Raw genomic sequence first — 20,892 nt, forward strand, 5'->3', positions numbered from 1 at the left:
AACCAGCCATCCGGAGGCGTCGTGATCGACCAGTACGTGGCTCAGCTGCGCCGCGAGGTGCGCGGACCACTGCTGCCCCGGCGCAGCATGATCCGCGAGCTGCGCGACGGCCTGCGCGACGCCGCCGACGCGCACCGGTCCGACGGCGCCGGCGCCGCCGAGGCCGAACGGCTCGCCGTCGAGGAGTTCGGTCCGGTCCAGGTGGTCGCCGCCGGCCTACGCGAGGAGCTGGCGGCCGTGGCGGCGCGCTACCTGGCCGGGCTGATCGCCGTCCTCGGGTCGGCGCAGTTCGCGCTGTCGACCTACACGTGGACGACGGCGGCCGCGGCGCAGGGCTGGCCGGAGCCGGCGCCGTGGTACGGCCTGCTGTCGCGCGCCGTCGACGTCTCCAGCTTCGCGTTCATCGGGCTGGCCGCGCTCGCGGTGCTGGCGCTCGGACGCGGCGCCCGGCGGCTGCCGACCCGCCGGGTGGTGCGGGTGATCGCCGTGGTGACGCTGGTCGACGTCGTGCTGCACGTCGTCAGCGGCGCCGTGCTGAGCGCGTACGCGCCGGCCAGCGTGAACGAGTGGAACGGGCCGGAGCTGGTGGCGATGTCGCTGCTCTCGGTGGGGTCGACCCTGTGGATCACCTGGCTGGCGGTGAGCTGCCTGCGGCTGACGTCACGCCGGGCCGAGGATGGCGTTCATGACGCTGCTCATCTCGCTCCAGGCCTGCTGCTGCGCGGCTAGGTAACCCTTGCCGTCGCGGGTGATCTCGTACGTGCGCCGCTTGCGGCCGCCGACGGTGTCCCAGGAGCTGCGCAGGTAGCCCAGCCGCTCCAGCCGCCGCAGCGCGGGGTAGAGCGTGCCGGTGGGGAGGTCGACGGCGCCGTCGCTGCGTGCGTGCAGCGCCTCGGAGACGCCGTAGCCGTGCAGCGGCCGGTCGCGGACGACGGCGAGGATCAGCGCGTCGAGGTTGCCGCGGAGGGCGTCGGCCTTCATGTCGGTAGTCTACGCATCACCATGTAGCCTGACTACAGGTAGACAGTCAGATCTACCCGCGGGAGGGGCGAGGATGAGCGTGCTGGACGTGTCGCGGCTGCAGTTCGCGCTGACGGCGATCTTCCACTTCCTGTTCGTGGTGCTCACGCTCGGGCTCGCGCCGGTCGTGGCGTTTCTCCAGACCCGCTGGGCGATCACCGGGAAGGAGATCCACGAGCGCCTGACCCGCTACTGGGGCCAGCTCTACATCGTCAACTACGCGATGGGCATCGTCGTCGGGCTGGGCATGGAGTTCCAGTTCGGCCTGCACTGGAGCGGGCTGATGACCTTCGCCGGCGACGTGTTCGGCGCGCCGCTGGCCATCGAGACACTGGTCGCGTTCTTCCTGGAGTCGACCTTCCTCGGCATGTGGATCTTCGGCTGGGGCCGGCTGAACCGCTGGGTGCACACGACGCTGATCTGGCTGGTGGTGCTGACGGCGTATCTGTCGGCGTACTGGGTGATGGTCGCCAACGGGTTCCTGCAGGACCCGGTCGGGCACGTGATCGAGGACGGCGTCGCGCGCATCGACGACGTCGGGGCGCTGCTGACCAACCCGCAGGCCGTCGGGGCGCTGCTGCACATCGTCCCGGTCTGCCTGCTGACCGGGAGCGTCGTCATGGTCGGCATCTGCTCGTGGCACTTCCTGCGCGGCACCCCCGACGTCGACTTCTTCCGCCGCTCGCTGCGGGTCGCGGTCGTCGTGGGCGCGGTGGCCGCCCTGTTCGCCGTCGGCAACGGGTTCGCGCAGTTCGGCCACCTGACCGAGGGCAAGGAGCTGGCGCTCGGCGGGTCGGCGGTGGAGCGGGCGGAGTTCCAGGTCGAGATGGAGGCGCTGCACGGGCCGGGCGACTGGACGCCGCCGACGTGGGTCTCGTTCACCTGGCCGCTGATGGAGATCAGCGGGATCATGTACATGCTGGTCTTCTTCGGTCTGCTGCCGTTCCTGATCAAGAACGCCTTCGACCGCGCCCGCCCGGCCTGGCTGCGCCGGTTCTGGCACCGGTTCTACGTGTGGACGCTGCCGTGGCCGTTCGTCGTCGTGGCCTGTGGCTGGCTGCTGCGCGAGGTCGGCCGGCAGCCGTGGGTCGTCTACGGTGAATTGACCACGGCCGAGGCCGTCTCGTCGCACTCGGCCGGCACCGTGCTGGCCAGCCTGGTGGTGTTCGGCACGCTGTTCGCGACGCTCGCCGTGCTGGACTGGTGGCTGATCGCCCGGCTGGCCCGCCGCGGCCCGCACGACCTCGTGCTGGGCTCCGACGGCGCCGGCCGCGAGGATGCCGAACCCGAGCTCGTGCTCGCGGAAAGGAGCTGACGTGGACGTCCTCTGGCTCGGGCTGCTGGGGCTGCTGCTGGCCGGCTGGTCCGTGCTCGACGGCGCCAACCTGGGCCTCGGCGCGTCGCTGCGGCGCATCGGGCGCAGCGGGCCGGAGCGGCGGCTGCTGCTGACCGCGATGGGGCCGTTCCTGCTCGGCGGCGAGGTCTGGCTGGTCGCAGCGGCCGGCATCCTGATCGGCGCGTTCCCCGGGCTGGAGAAGGACCTGTTGTCGGCCTACTACCCACTGGTCGTCGGCCTGGTGGTGGCCTGGGTGCTGCGCGACATCGGGGTCTGGTTCCGTAGCCGGCGACGCTCGAAGGGCTGGCAGACCGGCTGGGAGACCGTGGTCGTCGCGGCCAGCACGGTCATGCCGTTCGCCTGGGGCCTGCTGCTGGGCAACGTCGTCCAGGGGGTGCCGACCGACGGCCGGCCGGGGGTTGAGACACTGTTCGGGCCGTATTCACTGTTGTGGGGGGCCGTCGTGGTCGCCGTGTTCACGCTGCACGGCGCGGTGTTCGCCGCGCTGAAGCTGCCGCGTGGCCGCCGCACGCGCGCCGCCGGTACCGTCCGCAAGGCGGCCGCCGCCGCGCTGGCGCTGCTGGCCGCCACAGGAGCCGCCACGCCCGCGTTCAGCGTCGAGCTGGCCCGGCCGCTGCCGGCCGCCGTGCTGGGCGTCGTCGCCGTCGCGGCCGTGGTGCTGGCGACCCGGCTGTTCGACCGCGAGCGCGACGGCTGGGCGTACGCCTGCACCGCCGTCGCCGCGGCCGCGCCGGTGCTCGCCGCCGGGCTCGCGACGACGCCACGGCTGATGGACGGCCTCGCCGCCTCGGGCACGCTCGACCTGCTGGGCGCCGTCGTCGTGCCGCTGCTCCCGGTGCTGCTCGCCGTCCAGGCGTGGATGTGGTGGACGTTCCGGCACCGCGTCGGCGTCGGATCGGCGGTGTTCTTCTGAACCGTCTCGCCCGCCGGCTGCTCGCCGCACTGCCCGCCTACCGCGTCGTCGCCCTGGTCTTCACCCTGCTGGCGGTGGCCGCGGCCGTCGCCATCCTCGTGCAGGCCGAGCTGCTGGCACGGCTGCTCGCCGACGGCGTCCTCGACGGGCGGTCGGCGGGCTCGGTCGCGGGCTTGCTGGGGCTGCTGGCCGGCGTGTTCGCCGTCCGGGCCGGGCTGTCGTGGGCGCAGCAGGCGCTGGCCCAGCGGTCCGCGGCCTCGGTCAAGGCGTCGCTGCGGCGGCAGGTGCTGCGGCGCACCCAGGAGCTCGGCCCGGGCTGGCTGTCCGGGCAGCACACCGGCGGGCTGACGACGACGCTCGGGCGCGGGCTGGACGCCCTCGACCCGTGGTTCACCGGCTACTTCCCGCAGCTGTTCCTCGCCGCGGTGATCCCGTTCGCGGTGCTGGTGCGCATCGCCGTCGCCGACCTCGCGTCGGCGGTGATCATCGTGGTCACGCTGCCGCTGATCCCGGTCTTCGGCGCGCTGGTGGGCATGTCGGCCAAACGGGCAACCGAACGGCAGTGGCGGGCGCTCGAGCGGCTGGGCGGGCACTTCCTCGACGTCGTGGCCGGGCTGCCGACGCTGCGGGCGTTCGGCCGGGCGAAGTCGCAGGCCGAGCAGGTGCGGCGCATCGCCGACGAGCACCGCTCGGCCACCATGCGCACGCTGCGCATCGCGTTCCTGTCCGCGCTGGTCCTGGAGCTGGTCGCGACGCTGTCGGTGGCGCTGGTCGCGGTGCCGGTCGGGCTGCGGACGCTCGACGGCGGGCTGGGCCTCGAGACCGCGCTGCTGGTGTTGCTGCTCGCGCCGGAGGCGTACCTGCCGCTGCGGGCGCTCGGGTCGCAGTTCCACGCGAGCACCGAGGGGCTGGCCGTCGCGGAACGGTGCTTCTCGGTGGTCGACGCCGAGGGCGGCAGCCCGCGGCCGGCGGGGCCGACGCCGGCGCCCGACGCCCGCGCGGCCGTGCGGTTCGAGAACGTCACCGTGCGGTATCCGGGGCGGTCGGAGGCGGCGCTCGACGGCGTCTCGCTCACCGTCGCCGCGGGGGAGCGGGTCGCGCTGGTCGGGCCCAGCGGCGCCGGGAAGTCGACGCTGCTCGGCGTGCTGCTCGGCCTCGTCACGCCGACGTCCGGGCGGGTGCTCGTCGGCGAGACCGACCTCGCCGCCACCGACCCGGACGAGTGGCGGCGGCAGCTGGCCTGGGTGCCGCAGCGGCCGCACCTGTTCGCCCGCACCGTCGCCGAGAACATCCGGCTCGGCCGGCCCGGCGCGACCGACGACGAGGTCGTCAGGGCCGCGACGCTGGCGCACGCCGACGAGTTCGTCGACCGGTTGCCGCTCGGCTACGAGACGCCGCTGGGCGAGCGCGGCGCCGGGCTGTCCGCGGGGCAGCGCCAGCGCATCGCCCTGGCCCGCGCGTTCCTGCGCGACGCCCCGCTGCTGCTGCTGGACGAGCCGACGGCCGGGCTCGACGCCGGCAGCGAGGCGGTCGTCGTCGAGGCGACCGCGCGGCTGATGGCGGGCCGGACGGTGCTGGTGGTCGCGCACCGGCCGGCCATGGTGCTCGACGCCGGCCGGGTCGTGACGCTGGAGCACGGCCGCGTCGCCGGGCCACTGGCCGCGGAGGTGAGCTGATGGTGCGGCGGCTGGCCGGCCTGCTCCGCGCCCACGTGGGGCGGCTGCTCGTCGCGGTGTCCGCGTCGGTCGCCACCGAGTTGGCCGCGCTGGCGCTGATGGGCACCGCCGCCTGGCTGCTGGCCCGCGCCGCCGAGCAGCCCCCGCTGGCAGCCTTGTCGCTGGCCATCGTCGGGGTGCGGGCGTTCGCGACCGGTCGCGGCGTCTTCCGCTATGCCGAGCGGCTGGCCAGCCACGACGCCGCGCTGCGGGCGCTGGCCACGCTGCGTGGCCGGGTCTACGACGCGCTGGTGCCGCTGGCGCCGTCCGGCCTGCCCGCCTACCGCAGCTCCGACCTGCTCAGCCGCATGGTCTCCGACGTCGAGGCCGTCCAGGACCTCGTCGTGCGGGTGCTGGTGCCGGTGAGCACGGCGGTCGTGGTGGCCGCCGTCGCGGTCGGGGTCACCGCCGCCGTGCTGCCGTCCGCGGCTGTCGTGCTGGCGGCCGGACTGGCGCTGGCCGGGCTGGTCGTGCCGCTGCTCATGGTGGCGACGGCACGACACACCGCTCGGCGGCTGGCGCCGGCCAGGGCCGAGCTGGCCGCGCACCACACCGATCTCTTGCAGGGCAGCGCCGATCTGGCCGTGTTCGGCGCGACGGCCGCCGCCCTGGCCGATGCGGAGGCCGCGAGCGAGCGGCTGGCCCGGCTGGAGCGACGCACGGCGCTGGCGACGGCGCTCGGCGGTGCGGCGTCGATGCTGGTCCAGGGCGTGACGACGGTCGCGGTGACGGTTCTGGCGCTGGGCGCGCGCTCCGACGGCGGGCTGGCCGGGGTCATGGTGCCGGTGGTCGCTCTGGTCGCGCTGATCTCGTTCGAGCCGGTGCTGCCGCTGGTGCCGGCGGTGCAGAAGCTGCTGGAGTCGCGGTCGTCGCTGCGCCGGGTTCTGGCGGTGCTGGACACCCCGGCGCCGGTGGCCGAGCCCGGCGCCGACGCCCTGCCGGCGCCGTCGGGCCCGGTGACGGTGACGGTGACGCTGCGGTCGGTCTCCGTGCGCTACCCGGGGGCGACCGTGGACGCGGTCGACGGGGTGGACCTCGCGCTGACGCCCGGGAAGCGGGTGGCCGTCGTCGGGGCCAGCGGGTCCGGCAAGAGCACCCTGCTGGCCTGCCTGATGCGCTTCATCGAGCCGTCGGCCGGCACCGTCATGCTCAACGGCGAGGACGTGCGCCGCTACGACGGCGACGACGTGCGCGCCGTCGTGACCGGCGTGACACAGGACGCGCACCTGTTCCACACGTCGATCCGCGAGAACCTGCGCCTCGCCCGGCCGTCCGCCTCCGATGACACCTTGCTGGCCGCGCTCGGGACGGCCCGGCTGCGCGACTGGGTCGAGTCGCTGCCCGCCGGGCTCGACACCATGGTCGGCGAGTCCGGCGGCCAGGTCTCCGGCGGGCAGCGGCAGCGCCTGGCGCTGGCCCGGGCGCTGCTGGCCGACCCGCCGGTCGTGCTGCTGGACGAGCCGACCGAGGGCCTGGACCCGCAGACGGCCGACGACCTCATGGCCGACCTGCTCGCCTCCACCCGCGGCCGGACGACGGTCGTCGTCACGCACCGCCTGGCCGGGCTGGACGCCGTCGACGAGATCGTGGTGATGGACGCCGGGCGGGTCGTGCAGCGCGGCACCCACGCCGAGCTGGTCGCCGCCGACGGCGCCTACCAGGACCTCTGGTGGGCGTCGCGGCCCGCGCTGGCGGAGTAGCGCCGGGCGGGATGCGGTGACGGTGCCCTTTGCAATGAGCACCAATACGCACCACCCCGGCATAACACCACCCCGCCGGTGGTGCGTATAGGTGCTCATTGCAAAGCGGGCTGAAGACGGCTTCCGGCCTCCGGTGACGCGGCGGGTCAGCTCGTCGTCTTGAGCGCGCGGGAGAGGTCGGCCCAGAGGTCCTCGACGTCCTCGATGCCGACGGAGAGCCGCAGCAGCGACTCGTCCACCGACGTGCTCTCGGTGGGCCAGCTCCGCCGCCGCTCCAGCGACGACTCGACGCCGCCGAGGCTGGTCGAGTGCACCCACAGGTCGACCGCCGCCACGACCGCGTCGGCGCCGGCCGCGCCGCCGGCCACCTCGATGGAGCACATCGTCCCCGAGCCGGGGTAGCGCACGACGTTCACCGCCGGGTGGGCGCGCAGCCGCGAGGCCAGCTCCGTCGCGTTCGCCTGGGCCCGCTCCAGCCGCACCGACAGCGTCCGCAGGCCGCGCACGGCGAGGTAGGCCTCCATCGGGCCGGGGATCGCGCCGTGCAGCCGGCGGTGCGCGTCGAGCCGCTCGTACGCGTCGTCGACGTTGGTGACGACGGCGCCGAGGACGACGTCGGAGTGGCCGGCCAGCAGCTTGGTGACGCTGTGTACGACGATATCGGCGCCCAGCTCCAGCGGCCGCTGCAGCAGCGGCGTCGCGAACGTGTTGTCGACGACGGTGAGCGCGCCGGCCGCGCGGGCCGCCGTGGCCACCGCCGCGATGTCGGCGACGTCGAGGTTCGGGTTGGTCGGCGACTCCAGCCACACCATCGCCGCACCCTTCGCCGCGGCCGCGATGCCGTCGGTGTCGGTGACCGGCAGCTGCCGCAGCGTCAGCCGGCCCTGGGCGGCCCGCTCGCGCAGCAGGTCCAGCACACCCAGGTAGGCGCAGTCGGGCGCGACGACGACGGCGCCCTCCGGCAGCAGCGACATGACCGCGTCGGAGGCGGCCAGACCGGACGCGTAGGCCAGCGCGCGGCCGCCCTCGAGGTCGCCGAGGGCCGACTCCAGCGCCGCCCAGGACGGGTTGCCGTAGCGGCCGTAGCCGACCTCGCCGCCGGCGTGGAAGGTCGATGCGAAGGTCACCGGCTCGTTCAGCGGCGCGTCGGCCGCACGCTCGGGACGGCCGGCGGTCACGACGCGGGTGATGGGGGAGTGCGGCATGCCGCCAGTATCGGTCACGGCGTCGTGGCGGCCAGCGTCAGCGTCACCGTGGCCGTGCGCTCCTCGCCCGGCGCGATGGTGACCTGGGTGCCTGTCGTCGACCGCACGCCCGCCACGCCGGCGTCGGGCCAGCTGGTCGCGGGCTCCAGCGCGAGCACGTACGCACCGGAGTACCACGGGAAGCCGGCCCGCCCTCCGGCCTCCAGCCAGTACCACGCGTGCGGCATCAGCGACGTGTCCCAGGTGAGGTCGGCCCGCAGCCCCAGCTCGTCGTTGACGATGCCGGCCCGGCCCTCGGCGAAGCCGTCCAGGAACGCCAGCCGGCTGACCCCGGACCCCGGCGCCGGGACGCGGTCGAACCCGTCGCCGGGCCAGGCCGCCGGCGTCGCAGGGTCCAGCCAGACGGTCCGCGCCGCGGTCTCGATGCGCGCCGCCGGGCCGACCAGCGGAGCGCCGAACGCCGGGTGCTGGCTCCACATCACCTCGACCGGCTCGGCGCCGTCGTTGCGTGCGGTCTCCGTCACCGTGACCGCGGGGCCGTCGACCTCGATGCGCTTGACGATGGAGAACGGGCTGCGGACGAGGTCGGTGCGCAGCTCGACGGCGCTCGGACCCGTCGCGGTCCAGTCGTACGAGGCCAGCCACGCCTCGCCGTGCATGCCCCACTCGACGCCGTGCTCCTGGCTCGGCGCGCCGGCGTTCGGGAACACCGTCTGCCAGCCGCCGGGGTAGGCCTGCATCAGCAGCGCCTCGCTGCTGCCCACGGTGACGTGCTCGCCGTGCGGGCGCAGCCCCCACCGCGTACGCCACATGACGTCGACGTCGATCGGGCGCCAGCGCACCGACGTCACGTCGCCGCCCTTGCCGGGGACGACGTCGACGCTCAGCTCGTCGGACGTGAGGTGGACGATCTCCCAGCCGCGGTGTGCGGACACGCTCGGTTCGGTCACGGCACACACCCTAGGGTTCCGGGTGCCGGGCGTCATAGCGCAGGAACCGCCGCTGCGTGACCGCCAGCATGCTCACGATGACGATGCAGGCCAGGCCACCGATGATGGCCGCCCACGCCTCGGTGCTCAGCTCGGCCAGCGAGCCGAGCGCCAGGTCGCCCAGCCGCGGCCCGCCCGCCACGACGACGATGAACACGCCCTGCAGCCGCCCCCGCAGCTCGTCGGGCGTGGCCGCCTGCAGGATCGTCATCCGGAACACCGCGCTGACGGTGTCGGCGGCGCCGGCCAGCACCATGCAGAACACCGCCGGCCACAGCGCCCAGTGCACGACGCCGTCCTCCGGTCCGGTGACGACCAGCAGCACCAGGCCGAACGCGATCACCGACAGCGCCCACGCGATGATCGCGACCACGACCGCGAGGCCCTGCCGGCGCACGTGCCCCAGCGGCCCGGAGAACAGGCCGGCCAGGAACGCGCCGACCGCCATCCCGGCCACCAGGATGCCCACCGTCGTCGAGCCGCCGCCCAGCACCGCCGCCGCGACCGCCGGGAACAGCACCCGTGGCATCGCCAGCACCATCGCGCACAGGTCCACGATGAACGTCATGCGCACGTTCGGCCGGGTGCGCAGGTACGACAGGCCCTCCAGCACCGAGCGCAGCCCGGCCCGGCGGACGCCCCGCTGCGGCGGCATCGGCGGCAGCGCCAGGAGGGTCGTCAGCGCGAACGTCAGCAGCACCGCCTCGATGCTGTACGTCCACCCGTAGCCGACCGAGTCGATCAGCACGCCGGCCAGCAGCGGCCCGATGGTCAGGCCGAGGCTCATCGACATGCTGCCCAGCGCGTTCGCCGCCGGCAGCAGCGGGCCGGGCAGCAGCCGCGGGATGATCGCCGTCCGCGCGGGGGAGTTCACCGCGAAGAACCCGTTCTGCACCGCGACCAGCCCGTACAGCAGCCACACCTGGCCGAGGTCCAGCCACGCCTGCACCGCGAACCCGGTCGCCACCAGCAGCAACCCCGCCGAGCTGACGATCACCACCCGCCGCCGGTCGTACGCGTCGACGATCGCGCCGCCGTACAGGCCGAGCGCCACCAGCGGCGCCAGCGCGAACAGCCCCACCAGCCCGACGTTGAACGTCGACCCGGTCAGGTCGTACACCTGCAACCCGACCGCGACCGTGGTCAGGTGGGTGCCGATGCCGGACAGCGAGATGCCGATCCAGAGCCGGCGGTACGGGACGCTGACCTTGAGCGGCGTAAGGTCCAACAGCAGCCGGCGCACCTGGACATCCTTGCAGTGCGCCGGTGCCGGCATCGCGCCAGGTCGCCGGCGAGCGCGCCATCGCGCCGCCCGAGGGTCAGGCGGGGTCGAGGTCGGTGCCCCGCGACACGGGCTCCCAAGCCAGGAACTCCGCGCGCAGGCGGTCCAGGCTGTCCGCCACCGCGTCGGCGGCGTCGTTGCCCAAGGGCAGCCGCAGCGGCGGCTCGGCGGCGTCGAGGGCGGCGCGGATGGCGGCGGCCGCCTTGGCCGGGTCGCCGGGCTGGGCGCCGTCGAACCCGGCCTGCATGGCCCGGATCGGCCCGACTACGGCGTCGTAGGCGGGGATGGGGGTGGTCATCCGCATCGCCGCGCCGTGCAGGCCGGTGCGGAACGCGCCCGGCTCGACGATGAGCACCCGGATCCCGAACGGCGCCAGCTCCGCCGCCAGCGCCTCCGAGTAGCCCTCCAGCGCGAACTTCGTCGCCGAGTACGCCGACACCGCGGCGAACGACAGGCGCCCGCCCATGCTGCTGATCTGCACGATCGCGCCCGACCCGCGCGCCCGCATGCCGGGCAGGACCGCGCGGACGAGTGCTGCCGGGCCGAGGAAGTGCACCTCCATCAGGTCGCGCAGCTCCTCGTCAGTGGTCTCCTCGGCCGCGCCGATCAGCGCCCGGCCGGCGCTGTTCACGAGGACGTCGATACGGCCGAACGCGTCGGTCGCGGCGGCGACGGCGGACGGGATGGGGGGCAGGTCGGCGACGTCCAGCTCGACGACGGCGACGCGGTCCGGGTGGCGGTCCACGAGGTCGTCCAGCGCGCCGGCCTTGCGGGCGGTCGCGACGACGGAGTCGCCGGCGTCGAGGGCGGCCTGGGCGACGGCGCGGCCGAGTCCGGACGACGCGCCGGTGACCAGCCAGACCCGCGTGGTGTGGTTCGTGTTCACGCAGCCGACCCTACGGAGCGCTCCTGGCCGGGGGATGTACGTTCTTGCGGGCATACGTGCCGGGCGGGACGCCGACGAACCGCCGGAAGTGCCGGGTGAAGTGGCTGAGGTCGAAGAACCCCGCCTCGTGGCCGGCGTCGCTCACCGGGCGGCCGGTCAGCAGCAGGCGTTTGGCGTGCTCGACGCGCAACTGGAGCTGGTAGGCGTGCGGTGGCATCCCGACGCTCGCCGTGAACAGCCGGGTCAGGTGGTACGGGCTCAGCTCACTGACGCGGGCGAGGTCGGCCAGCGTGACCGGGGCGGCGCTGTGCTCGTGCAGGTACTCGCGGGCCCGGCGGACGGCGCGGTGGGCGGGTGGGAGCGGGCGGCCGGCGGGGACGCGGGCGTACCGGTGCAGGAGCCCGTGCACGAAGCCGAGCAGCCGCACGTCCTGGTCGAGCACCGACGCCGTGGCCGGGCCGCCGGACAGCGCGGCGTGGGCACGGGCGAACCGGGCGACGGTGTGGGCGTCGGCGATGGCGACATCGCGGAAGAACGGCAGCCCGGCCGGCCGGCCGGCGATCTCGGCGGCCGCGGCGGCGAGGGCGTCCGGCGCCACGTACAGGACGAGGTGCTCGGAGTCGCTGTCGCGGTGGTCCGGGTCGATCCCCGTGTGTGCCTCGCCGGGCATGACGACGGTGAGCCGCCGGGCCGGCACGACGTGGTACTCGCCGCGGTAGCGGATGCCGCCGGGCAGGTCGAGGTTGAGATTGAGCTGGTAGCCGTCGTGCGTGTGCCGAGGGATGGTGACCGGCGGGCCGGGCGGGTAGCGGTACCACTCGAGCAGCACGTCGTGGCGGAGCAGACCGGTGGCGTCGGGCCGCGGCGTGGGCGAGGTCACACCGTCCAGCCTAGGCGGGCCGCGGCGGTCACCCAGAGTGACGGGGACGGCCTCATCACGATTCCGTAACGCCGAGTGGCCCCGGTCCCCGCACGAGGCGGGGCCGGGGCCACTCGGTTCAGCTGGTGGTGCGTCTACCTAGTGATCAGGCAGTGGTGCTGCCAGCGTTGCGACGGGCTCGGACGGCCACCGCAGCGCCGCCGGCCAGCAGCAGCGCGACGCCGCCGACGATCATCCAGGTGGTGCCGGACGAACCGGTGTCGGGCAGGTCGTCGTCGCCGTCGTCGTCACCGCCGCCGTTCGCCACGGTGAAGGTGGCCACGGCCTCGGAGTCGGCCAGCTCGGGGTCGCCGCCCTCGAGGGTCGCCTGAGCGGTGATGGTGTACTCACCCTCGGGCAGGTCCTCGGCCGGGTCGAACGTCCAGTTGCCGGCGTCGTCGATCTCGAACTCGCCGGCCCACTCCTCGACGTCGTCGTCGCCCTCGGCCCGCAGGCCCAGGCGCGGCTGAGCGTCGTCGCCAGCGGCGTCGGCGGCAGCCTGCTCGAGGAGCAGACCGACCGTGGCGCCACCGAACGAGGTGCCCTCGAAGTTCGTGTCACCGGCGACGGACGAGCCGTCCTCGGGCGCCGTGATCGTGACGTCCGCGGCCTCGATGCCGAGACCCGCGACGGTGACCTTCTGGGTGTCCTCCTCGAAGGTCTGCGTCACGACGGCGTCGAACCGCACGCCGACCGGCAGGTCGCTCTCCGGGGCGATCGCCCAGGAGCCGTCCTCGCCGACCTCGGCCGAGCCGAACTCGGCGTCGCCGACCGTCAGAGCGACCGTGGCGCCGGGCTGGCCGGTGCCGGAGAACTCCGGACGGGCGTTGCCGGTGGTCTGGCCCTCGGACGGGGAGTCGACAGCGAGCTCCTCGACCGGCGGGGCCTCGGTGACCGTCCACGAGCCCTCGGTGACCTCGGACTGCGAGTGGTTGCCGTAGAACGCCTGGACCGCGTAGCTGTGCTCGCCCGGCTCGAGGTCACCCTCGAGCGGGACCGAGAACGAGCCGTCGGCCGCGACGTCGCCCTCGACAGCGTCGCCGCCGTCGACGGAGACCGAGACGCGGTGGTCGGCGGTGCCGCCCTCGACCGTGCCCTCGAAGGTCACGGACTGGCCGGTCTCGCCGCCGTCCTCTGGGGTGGAGACGGCCGGCGCGTTGACCGCGACGTTGAGCTCCCACTGGTCGCCCAGGACGTCCAGCGCGTTGTACTGGCCACCGGACACCGCGAAGCCGATGCCGAAGCTGCCGGTGTTGCAGTCGGGGCCGAAGTCCGAGCCCGAGTTCACGCCCAGGGCGTAGTTGCCGACGACGATCGAGCCGCCGGAGTCGCCGCCCAACATGCAGGCGTCGAAGATGAAGCCGGTGACGGTCTCGCCGGTGCCGAACGTGACGGACTGCTCAGGGGTCTGGATGGTGCCGCAGGTCCAGCCCGAGGTGGAACCCGACTTGCAGGCCTCGGCGCCCTGGACGGCGTCGATGGTGCCGTAGACGGTGACCGAGTTCTCGTCCGGAGCGCCTTCGCCGCCACCCCAGCCGGCGACCTGGGGGACACCGGTGTAGTCGGGGTTGGTGATGTCGACCAGGCCGGCGTCGTAGTTGTCGAAGTCCGGGCCGAAGTGGAACGAGCCGTCGGTGAGGTCGCCGATCTCGTCGCCGACGTTGAGCGGCGGCGGCGGGTCCTGCGGCGGGCCGATCGGAGCGTCCAGCGGCAGGTGCGAGACCGGGCCGGCGAGCTGCTCGTAGGTCTCGCCGTCCAGGCCGCAGTGACCGGCGGTCAGGTAGCGGTCGGCGCCGTCGGGCGTGTAGCCGCTGAAGCCGACCGAGCAGCGGTAGCCGCTGCCGTCCGGGCTGGCCTGCGTGAAGAAGCCGTAACCGCCCTTGTGGTCGATCTTCGGCTCGAAGTCGTAGTCGGAGTAGTCGTGCTGCTCCGGCTCGCCGATCTCGACCTTGGCGCCGACCGCCTCAGCGGCGGCGACGTCGGCCTCGGCCTCGACGTACAGGGTGACGTCCTGGCCGTCGATGACGGTGGCGTTGACGTTCACGCCGGCGTCGACGAGCTCAGCAGACACGTCAGCGGCGACCTTGGCGGCCGCCGCGTTGGCGAGGTACTCCTCGGCGGAGATGCCGAGGTCACGCTGGATGGCCTCAACGAGGCCGGTGGGGAGCTCGTCGGCCTGGGGGGCAAACGCCTCCGCAGCGAACGTCTGCAGGGACCCGGTGACGGTCTCCTCCTCGGCCGAAGCTGCCGTGGAAGAGATGACGACGCCTGTGCTCACGAGAGCGCAGACGCCCAGCACACCGGAGACCCGTGCGACGCCGCGACGGCGCAGCAGGGCTGTGCTCACAGTTACTCCAAAATGAAATGTCATTGACATGGAATGGATCCGGTGCACCGCCGGCGGGGTGGAACTGCCGTCGGCACCTCCGGAACCTGTGTCACCCTACAGCACCGTTCAGGCCCATATTCAAGTACTCGGCACCTATCAGGGCGAATGTCCGACATCACGGTGAGTGACGACAAAATTGAATGCTCAAGTGGTGAATAGTGCGAATCGGACACAACCGGGTCGTTGACCGGTGGTGTCACCAGGAGATGCGAAGGTCGCACCGCGTGTCGCAGGACTCGTTGCGGGGCTCGGGACTGGCCGGCGGGCATGGTCGCGTCGGTGGGTGCGGCCGTCCCGGCAGGCATTCGAGCGGCCTGCAGAGGGCGCTGGCGGCGATCTTGTCGGCGGTTATATGGCGCGCGTATAGCGACCGCTGGTGCGAGTGGTGCCACTGTGACGAGTGGGGCCAGTGGGGCCGGCCGCCCGGGGCGCCGCAGGTGGTGCGGCGGACGTCAGGCGGCGGTGCGGGCGTCAGGCTGCGGTGCGGCGGCGGCGCCAGGCGATGGCGCCCGCGACCGCCGCACCGGCGACCAGGATCCCGGCGGCCGCGGCGAGGACGCCGCCGGGCAGGCCGTCGTCGTCGCTCGGGGCGGTGCCGCCGTCGATGCCGCCGGAGGTGCGGGCGGTCGCGGCGACGTCGAGGACGACGGGGTCGGACGGCTCGGAGGTGAGGTCGTCCACCGCCTGGGTGGCGACGACGACGTGGCGGCCGGCGGGCAGCGGGGCGTCCAGCCGGAGCGTCCACGCGCCGTCGGCGCCGGCCTCGGCGTGCAGCTCCGGCGCGGCGGTGACGTCCGCCTCGGCGTCCGCGACGCGCACCGTCACGGCGGCGCCCGGGATGCCGGCGCCGCTGAGCGTGCCGGCGTCGGTGACGGAGATCCGGCCGAGCGGCGCGCTCACCACCGGCGCCCTCGGCGCGACGCCCACGTCGGCGACCGTGACGGAGGCGGCGGCCTCCGCGTCGGAGCCGGCTCCGGTCTCGGATCCGCCGGACTCCCCGGTCCCGGCGCCGGGCGACGCCGCGGCCGTCCCGGCCGAGTCCATGTCGGCGGCGGCGTCGAGCTCTTGCGTCAGCACCGCGTCGAACCGGCCGGCCGGGCGGGCCGGTTCGGCGCGCAGCGACCACGTGCCGTCGTCGCCGACGGTGGTGCGGGCCAGCTCCTCGCCGCCGACGGTGAGCGAGACGCCGGCGCCGGGCTGGCCGGTGCCCTCGAAGGCGAGCCGCCCGTCCGGGCTGACGTGGCCGGGCGCGGGCCAGCTCACGCCGAGGCCGGCCTGCTCGGCGACCTCGAACTCGCCGGTGGCCTCGTCGGAGGTGACGGCGCGGTCGCCGGTCGCCGGCCGGAGCGAGGTGGTCGCCGTATAGGAATGGTGGCCGGGTTCGAGCGGCTCCGCGACCGGCACGCTCCAGCGGCCGGTCGGGCCGACCGGCGCCGCCAGCTCCGGCCCGTCCTCGATCCGGACGGTCACGGTGGCGCCGGCCGCGGCGTCGGCCGTCCCGGTGATGGTCGGCGTGGGGCCGGTGGTGGCGTCGTCGGCGGGCGCGGTGACCTCCGGCTCGCCGACCCTGACGGCCAGCTCCCAGTCCGAGCCGTAGAGCGACTCGACGGAGGCGGCGCCGGTGAGCGCGTACCCGACGCTGAGGTCGTCGCCGGCCGCGGCCGGGTCGCCGTCGGCGCAGGACGGGCCGGGCCAGGTCGAGCCGGAGCTCAGCCCGAGCGCGTACGTCCCGACGGTGACGGCGCCGCCGCTGTCGCCGGGCAGCACGCAGGCGTCGAACAGGAAGCCGGTCACGGACTGGCCGCTCACCGGCACGGTGGTCTGGGCGTCGAGGACGTGCCCGCAGGTCCAGCCCGACGCGACGCCGGCCGCGCAGACCGGCGCGCCGGTGACGGCGCCGATCGAGTCGTGGACGGCGAGCGCGGGCTCGTCGCCGGCGCCCGGGCTCCAGCCGGCCACCTCGGGCCGCACGTCACCGTCGACGGAGATCAGCGCGGCGTCGTGCCCGTCGCCGAAGGTGACGCTGTCGGGGACGTACTCGCCGAGCGGGTCGCCGATCAGGCCGGGCCACATCACCGGGCCGCCGGACAGCGGGGCGTCCGGCGCGAGCTCGTCGACGCCGGACCCCTGGGTGCCGCAGTGCCCGGCGGTGAGCAGCAGCGGCTCGCCATCGGCGTCGGCGCCCGCGAAGGCGGTGGAACAGTGGTAGTCGGCGAGCGGGCCGCGGACGGCGGCACCGGCGCCGCCGCGGTGGTCGTCGTCGCTGCGCGCCGAGAGCCGCACCTGGCCGACCGGCTCGCCGCGGACCTCCGCGCCGACGGCGACGACCCGCTCGTCCTCGCGGTCGATGTAGGCGAGCTTGTCCTGCGCGCGGGCGGCGGACAGCGCGTCGGTCAGGACGTCGCCGACCTGCACCTGCGCGCCGGCCGTGCGGGCGACGATCGCCGCGCCGCGGTCGGTGACGGCGACGTGCAGCGTCTGGCCGTCCAGCCAGGCCGAACGGACGACGTCGCCGAGCGAGCCGACGACCTCGCCGGCCAGCCGCGCGGCCGCCGCCGTCGCGAGGTACTCCTCGGGCGACTGGCCCAGGTCGCGGCGGACCGCCTCGGTCAGGCCGGCCGGCAACTGTGCGGCGCGGTCGGCGAAGTCGGACGGGTCGAAGGCGCGCATCCGGACGTCGGGCGCGACGGGGGTGGTGTCGACCTCGAGGCCCGATGCGGGCACGGCGAGCGCGCCACCGGCGGCCGCGAGCGCGGCGACGGTGCCGAGGGTGCAACGCAGCCGGCGGCCGAACGATGTGTTCACCGGCGTCCCGCTTCCCCTCCGACCGAAGTCCCCAGACCGGATGAACCGGTCGAATCGCTGATCAGCGGCCGTTCGGCCGCTTCGCCGGTCGAGGTTACCCACGGGAAACCCAGCAGCGCTGTTGATGTGTCAGGAATCACCCGTACGGGCGACCCGGCATCGGCCTGGTCGACCCGATCCTGCCGGCCATCTCCAGCGACCTGGACGCCACGCCGAGCCAGGTAACGCTGCTGTTCACCAGCTATCTCGTGGTCACCGCGGTGGCGATGCTGGTCGCGAACTGGGTGTCCAGCCGCATCGGCGCCAAGCGGACGCTGATCGCCGGGCTCGCGCTCTTCGTGGTGTTCGCCGCGCTGGCGGCGTTCGCCGCGGGCAAACTGTCGAGGCCACCACCGTGCACGTGCCGTTCTTCCTGGCCGCGGAGCCGTCCGGGTCCGACGGGGTGATCGTCAACGACGGTTCACGGGTGTGACGGCGCCGGCTGCTGGCCCTCGAGCTCGAACGTCAGCTCGTCGGCGTAGCAGTACCACCAGTCCTCGCCCGGCTCGTACGAGCGGATGATCGGGTGGTCGGCGTGGTCGTGCGCGTGCGCCGTGGCGTGCTTGCCCGGCGAGCTGTTGCAGCAGCCCACGTGGCCGCAGGCCATGCAGAGCCGCAGATGCACCCAGCGGCCGCCGTCGCGCAGGCACTCGTCGCAGCCGGCGCCCGACGGCGTCACCTCGGCGACGGTGTCCAGGTGCGTGCAGGTCCTCATGGCGGTCATGTTCTCACGCGGCACCGACGGCGAGGGCGGCCAGTCCGGCGCCGGTCAGCTCGGCCCGGACGATGCGCAGCGCGAACTCCCGGTCCGCGCGATCGCCCGCGGGATCGAGGAGCTCCGCGGCGAACTCGGTGAGGTCGGCCAGCGCCCGGACGGTGCGGTAATAGGACAGCCGGTCCGGATCGACGTCGACCGCGCCGTACCCCTCGGCGAACCGGCCCAGCTCCCACTCGCCGACCGGCGCGTAGCCCGGTAGCCCGCCGACGACGAACATCAGGTCGCGCTCTGGCGGGGCCAGCGTCGCGTCGTCCCAGTCGATCAGCCAGACCGCGTCGTCGTCGCCGGCCAGCACGTTGCCCAGGTGGGCGTCGGTGTGGCAGACGACCGCGCGGGCCGGCCGGTCGCGCAGCCGGGCGCCCAGCACGGCGGCCTGGACGGTCAGTGCGCCGAGCAGCTCCACGCCGTCGCGCCAGGCGGCGGCCAGCCCGCGGACCAGGTCATCGCCGGAGCCGTCGCCGGCCAGTCGCGCGGTCACCGCCGCCGTGGCCGCCAGCACCGCGTCCGGCCGGTGCTCCTCGACCGGCAGCTCGCGCGCGACGACGTCCGCCGCCGACACCGCGTGCACGCGCGCGAGCAGTGCGCCGAACGCCGTCCACTGCCCCGGCGACAGGCCGGCGTCGACGGCGCGGACGTCGGACACCCACGGCTGCAGCGACAGCCGGCGCCCGTCGCGCTCGGACCAGAGCCCGCCGTCGAGCGCGCGGACCGGAGCCGGCACCCCGTCGACGCCCAGCGACGCCAGCCGGTCGGGCAGCAGCAGGCCGGCCGCCGAGCCGCCGCCGCTCCACTTCACCGCGTACCGCGTGTCGCCGGCGCGGACCATCCAGACCGCGGCCGCCGCGTCGGCGCCGTGGCCGACCGGCGTCACCTCGCCGGGCACGACACCGAAGTCGGCAACGATCCAGTCGCGCAGCTCGGCGGCCGTCAACCGGCGACCACCGTCGGCTCGTGCCGGACCGGCATCCGCACCGACGACGCCAGGAAGCACAGCTCGTGCGCCCGCTCGTGCAGCGCCACGGCCTGCTCGACCATCGAGGCGTCGGCGACAGTGACGACCGGACGCAGCACGACCTCGGTGAACGCGCCGCCGCCGTCGGGCGTCGTCTCCATCGTGCCGCCGGCGGTGTCCTCGTAGCCGGTCACGACCACGCCGGCCACGGCGCACAGGTGCAGGTACTGCAGCAGGTGGCACTCCGAGAGCGCGGCGACGAACAGCAGCTCCGGGTTCCAGCGGTCCGCCTCGCCGCGGAACGCCGGGTCCGAGCTGGCCGCGAGCACCGGCCGTCCGTCGGCCACGAGGTCGTGCGAGCGGGAGTAGCCGCGGTACGACGCGGTGCCGGTGCCCTGGTTCCCGGTCCAGCGGACGGTGGTCGTGTACTGGTGCCTTGTCATCGGCGCTCCTCGAAGGGTGACTACGCTGCGAGCATGACAGGCTCCCGCGTGGTCGCCGTCGGCCACCACCAGCCCGACCGCGTGCTCACCAATGCCGAGCTGGCCACCATGGTCGACACCAGCGACGAGTGGATCCGCTCCCGGGTGGGCATCGAGACCCGCCACATCGCCGCCGACGACGAGACCGTCGACGCCATGGCCGCCCAAGCGGCGGCGAAGGCGCTGGCCAACGCCGGCCTCGCGCCCACCGACATCGACTACCTCGTCGTCGCGACCTGCACCGCCATCGACCGGTCGCCGAACATGGCCGCCCGGGTCGCGCAGCGGCTGGGCATGACGACGCCGGCCGCCATCGACGTCAACACGGCCTGCTCCGGGTTCACCCACGCGCTGGCCACCGCCGACCACGCGATCCGGGCCGGCGCCGCCACCCGCGCGCTGGTGATCGGGTCGGAGAAGCTGACCGACTTCACCGACTGGACCGACCGCTCGACCTGCGTGCTGGTCGGCGACGGCGCCGGCGCGGTCGTGCTGGTGGCCGCCGACGAGGCCGAGGTCGGCCCCGTGACGTGGGGCTCGGTGCCGGAGATGTCGAACGCGGTGCGCATCGAGGGCCGGCCCGGCACGTTCGGCCAGGAGGGCCAGGCGGTGTTCCGCTGGGCCACCACCGAGCTGCCGCGCATCGCCCGGCTGGTCTGCGAGCGCAGTGGCGTCGCGCCCGAGGACCTCGGCGGCGTGGTCCTGCACCAGGCCAACCTGCGCATCATCGAGCCGCTGGCCAAGCGCCTCGGCGCGGTGAACGCCGTCGTCGCCCGCGACGTCGTCGAGTCGGGCAACACGTCGGCGGCGAGCATCCCGATCGCGCTGTCCAAGCTGGTCGAGCGGCGCGAGGTGCCGGCCGGCGCGCCGGTCCTGCTGTTCGGGTTCGGCGGCGGGCTGTCCTATGCGGGCCTGGTCATCCGCTGCCCGTAGCGGGGCGATCGATGCGGTAGACGAAGTGGAGCGGGTCGTCGGCGGGGTTGTCCGGCTCCATCGGGCCCTCGGCGACCCGGCCGAAGCCGGCCTTCTCCAGCGCCCGCCACGACGCGGTGTTGGCGGCGACGACGGCGACGAGGACGGCCGGCACGTCCGAACGGATGGCCCAGGTGTCGACCACGACCGCGCGGATCATCTCTGTGCCTAGGCCGCGGCCGACGCGCGCGGGGTCGCCGACCAGGTAGTCGATGGTGACCGCGCCGTCCGGCACTTCGGTCAGCGCGGCGAACTCGTCCTCATATTCTGCGAAGTCGGCCAGCCGCGACCGCTGCACCAGCCCGACCGGCGCGCCGTCGACCAGGGCGAGCAGGTCCTCGCCCGGCTCGGTGCCGTCGGTGGTGCCGCCGAAGTCGCGTTCCAGTGCCTCGGGCGTGGTCTCGTGGTTCCACCACCGGGCGACGTGCGGCCGGTCCAGCCAGCGGTGCAGCAGCGGGAAGTCGGCGCGGGTCAGCGGCCGGAACATGA

At 74.4% G+C, this 20,892-nt stretch carries 16 protein-coding genes and 2 pseudogenes; 6 read left to right on the plus strand and 12 right to left on the minus strand.

The window, feature by feature from the left end:
• The first annotated feature begins 21 nt into the window (after nt 1–21).
• Nucleotides 22–729 (plus strand): permease prefix domain 1-containing protein, encoded by a 708-nt coding sequence (locus tag BLV05_RS35770; RefSeq protein WP_052762898.1) that lies wholly within the window; start codon nt 22–24, stop codon nt 727–729.
• On the opposite strand, the gene BLV05_RS13400 is transcribed toward BLV05_RS35770, so the two are convergent.
• Nucleotides 661–981 carry a PadR family transcriptional regulator gene (locus BLV05_RS13400; RefSeq protein ID WP_046771299.1) on the minus strand — a complete coding sequence of 107 codons (321 nt, stop codon included), beginning with the start codon at nt 979–981 and terminating at the stop codon, nt 661–663. The genes BLV05_RS35770 and BLV05_RS13400 overlap by 69 nt on opposite strands.
• 73 nt (nt 982–1,054) lie before the next feature.
• Between BLV05_RS13400 and BLV05_RS13405 the strand changes: the two genes are divergently transcribed.
• From BLV05_RS13405 to cydD, 3 genes and pseudogenes are all read left to right on the plus strand, one after another.
• Nucleotides 1,055–2,335: a cytochrome ubiquinol oxidase subunit I gene (locus tag BLV05_RS13405; RefSeq protein WP_046771300.1), complete on the plus strand. Its 1,281-nt coding sequence runs from the start codon at nt 1,055–1,057 to the stop codon at nt 2,333–2,335.
• Between the two features lies 1 nt (nt 2,336).
• On the plus strand, nt 2,337–3,290 hold the full coding sequence (locus tag BLV05_RS13410; protein WP_046771301.1) for a cytochrome d ubiquinol oxidase subunit II: 954 nt from the start codon (nt 2,337–2,339) through the stop codon (nt 3,288–3,290).
• Nucleotides 3,287–6,705: pseudogene (gene cydD, locus BLV05_RS38965) on the plus strand (thiol reductant ABC exporter subunit CydD). Before BLV05_RS13410 ends, cydD begins: the two are co-directional and overlap by 4 nt.
• Before the next feature lie 146 nt (nt 6,706–6,851).
• On the opposite strand, the gene BLV05_RS13425 reads toward cydD, so the two are convergent.
• From BLV05_RS13425 to BLV05_RS13455, 7 genes are all read right to left on the minus strand, one after another.
• Nucleotides 6,852–7,910, minus strand: a complete 1,059-nt coding sequence (locus BLV05_RS13425; protein WP_046771303.1) for a trans-sulfuration enzyme family protein — start codon at nt 7,908–7,910, stop codon at nt 6,852–6,854.
• A 14-nt stretch (nt 7,911–7,924) separates the two neighbouring features.
• The gene (locus BLV05_RS13430) at nt 7,925–8,860 is read right to left on the minus strand and encodes an aldose 1-epimerase (RefSeq protein ID WP_160312795.1); all 936 of its coding nucleotides are present in this window, start codon (nt 8,858–8,860) and stop codon (nt 7,925–7,927) included.
• 10 nt (nt 8,861–8,870) lie between these two features.
• Entirely contained in the window at nt 8,871–10,142 is a 1,272-nt protein-coding gene (locus BLV05_RS13435; protein WP_046771305.1) for an MFS transporter, read from the minus strand.
• 76 nt (nt 10,143–10,218) lie between these two features.
• Nucleotides 10,219–11,067, minus strand: a complete 849-nt coding sequence (locus tag BLV05_RS13440) for an oxidoreductase (protein WP_046771306.1) — start codon at nt 11,065–11,067, stop codon at nt 10,219–10,221.
• 10 nt (nt 11,068–11,077) lie between these two features.
• The gene (locus BLV05_RS13445; RefSeq protein ID WP_052762899.1) at nt 11,078–11,947 is read right to left on the minus strand and encodes an AraC family transcriptional regulator; all 870 of its coding nucleotides are present in this window, start codon (nt 11,945–11,947) and stop codon (nt 11,078–11,080) included.
• A 145-nt stretch (nt 11,948–12,092) separates the two neighbouring features.
• Nucleotides 12,093–14,333 carry a S1 family peptidase gene (locus tag BLV05_RS13450; protein WP_046771307.1) on the minus strand — a complete coding sequence of 747 codons (2,241 nt, stop codon included), beginning with the start codon at nt 14,331–14,333 and terminating at the stop codon, nt 12,093–12,095.
• A gap of 513 nt (nt 14,334–14,846) precedes the next feature.
• Nucleotides 14,847–17,180 carry a carboxypeptidase regulatory-like domain-containing protein gene (locus tag BLV05_RS13455; RefSeq protein ID WP_046771308.1) on the minus strand — a complete coding sequence of 778 codons (2,334 nt, stop codon included), beginning with the start codon at nt 17,178–17,180 and terminating at the stop codon, nt 14,847–14,849.
• 155 nt (nt 17,181–17,335) lie between these two features.
• Here BLV05_RS13455 and BLV05_RS13460 point away from each other — a divergent pair.
• Nucleotides 17,336–17,551, plus strand: a pseudogene (locus BLV05_RS13460) (MFS transporter); the annotation flags it as partial.
• An 89-nt stretch (nt 17,552–17,640) separates the two neighbouring features.
• Here BLV05_RS13460 and BLV05_RS13465 read toward each other — a convergent pair.
• From BLV05_RS13465 to BLV05_RS13475, 3 genes are read right to left on the minus strand one after another with little or no spacing between them, the layout of a single operon-like run.
• Nucleotides 17,641–17,934: a UBP-type zinc finger domain-containing protein gene (locus tag BLV05_RS13465; RefSeq protein ID WP_046771369.1), complete on the minus strand. Its 294-nt coding sequence runs from the start codon at nt 17,932–17,934 to the stop codon at nt 17,641–17,643.
• A 13-nt stretch (nt 17,935–17,947) separates the two neighbouring features.
• Complete coding sequence (locus BLV05_RS13470) at nt 17,948–18,928, minus strand: aminoglycoside phosphotransferase family protein (protein WP_046771310.1); 981 nt, start codon at nt 18,926–18,928, stop codon at nt 17,948–17,950.
• Complete coding sequence (locus tag BLV05_RS13475) at nt 18,925–19,392, minus strand: OsmC family protein (protein ID WP_046771311.1); 468 nt, start codon at nt 19,390–19,392, stop codon at nt 18,925–18,927. The genes BLV05_RS13470 and BLV05_RS13475 overlap by 4 nt, the downstream gene beginning before the upstream one ends.
• A gap of 33 nt (nt 19,393–19,425) precedes the next feature.
• Between BLV05_RS13475 and BLV05_RS13480 the strand changes: the two genes are divergently transcribed.
• The gene (locus tag BLV05_RS13480) at nt 19,426–20,364 is read left to right on the plus strand and encodes a beta-ketoacyl-ACP synthase III (RefSeq protein WP_046771312.1); all 939 of its coding nucleotides are present in this window, start codon (nt 19,426–19,428) and stop codon (nt 20,362–20,364) included.
• Here BLV05_RS13480 and BLV05_RS13485 read toward each other — a convergent pair.
• Nucleotides 20,348–20,890: a GNAT family N-acetyltransferase gene (locus BLV05_RS13485; protein WP_046771370.1), complete on the minus strand. Its 543-nt coding sequence runs from the start codon at nt 20,888–20,890 to the stop codon at nt 20,348–20,350. The two genes, BLV05_RS13480 and BLV05_RS13485, sit on opposite strands and share 17 nt — an antisense overlap.
• Between the last annotated feature and the right edge of the window lie 2 nt (nt 20,891–20,892).

Origin of the sequence: Jiangella alkaliphila (assembly GCF_900105925.1) — a bacterium.
Classification (GTDB): Bacteria; Actinomycetota; Actinomycetes; order Jiangellales; family Jiangellaceae; genus Jiangella; species Jiangella alkaliphila.

Coding starts and splice junctions, on each gene's coding strand:
- BLV05_RS13400 (WP_046771299.1), bottom strand. CDS start 981: ATGAAGGCCGACGCCCTCCGCGGCAACCTCGACGCGCTGATCCTCGCC.
- BLV05_RS13405 (WP_046771300.1), top strand. CDS start 1,055: ATGAGCGTGCTGGACGTGTCGCGGCTGCAGTTCGCGCTGACGGCGATC.
- BLV05_RS13425 (WP_046771303.1), bottom strand. CDS start 7,910: ATGCCGCACTCCCCCATCACCCGCGTCGTGACCGCCGGCCGTCCCGAG.
- BLV05_RS13465 (WP_046771369.1), bottom strand. CDS start 17,934: ATGAGGACCTGCACGCACCTGGACACCGTCGCCGAGGTGACGCCGTCG.
- BLV05_RS13475 (WP_046771311.1), bottom strand. CDS start 19,392: ATGACAAGGCACCAGTACACGACCACCGTCCGCTGGACCGGGAACCAG.
- BLV05_RS13480 (WP_046771312.1), top strand. CDS start 19,426: ATGACAGGCTCCCGCGTGGTCGCCGTCGGCCACCACCAGCCCGACCGC.
- BLV05_RS13485 (WP_046771370.1), bottom strand. CDS start 20,890: ATGTTCCGGCCGCTGACCCGCGCCGACTTCCCGCTGCTGCACCGCTGG.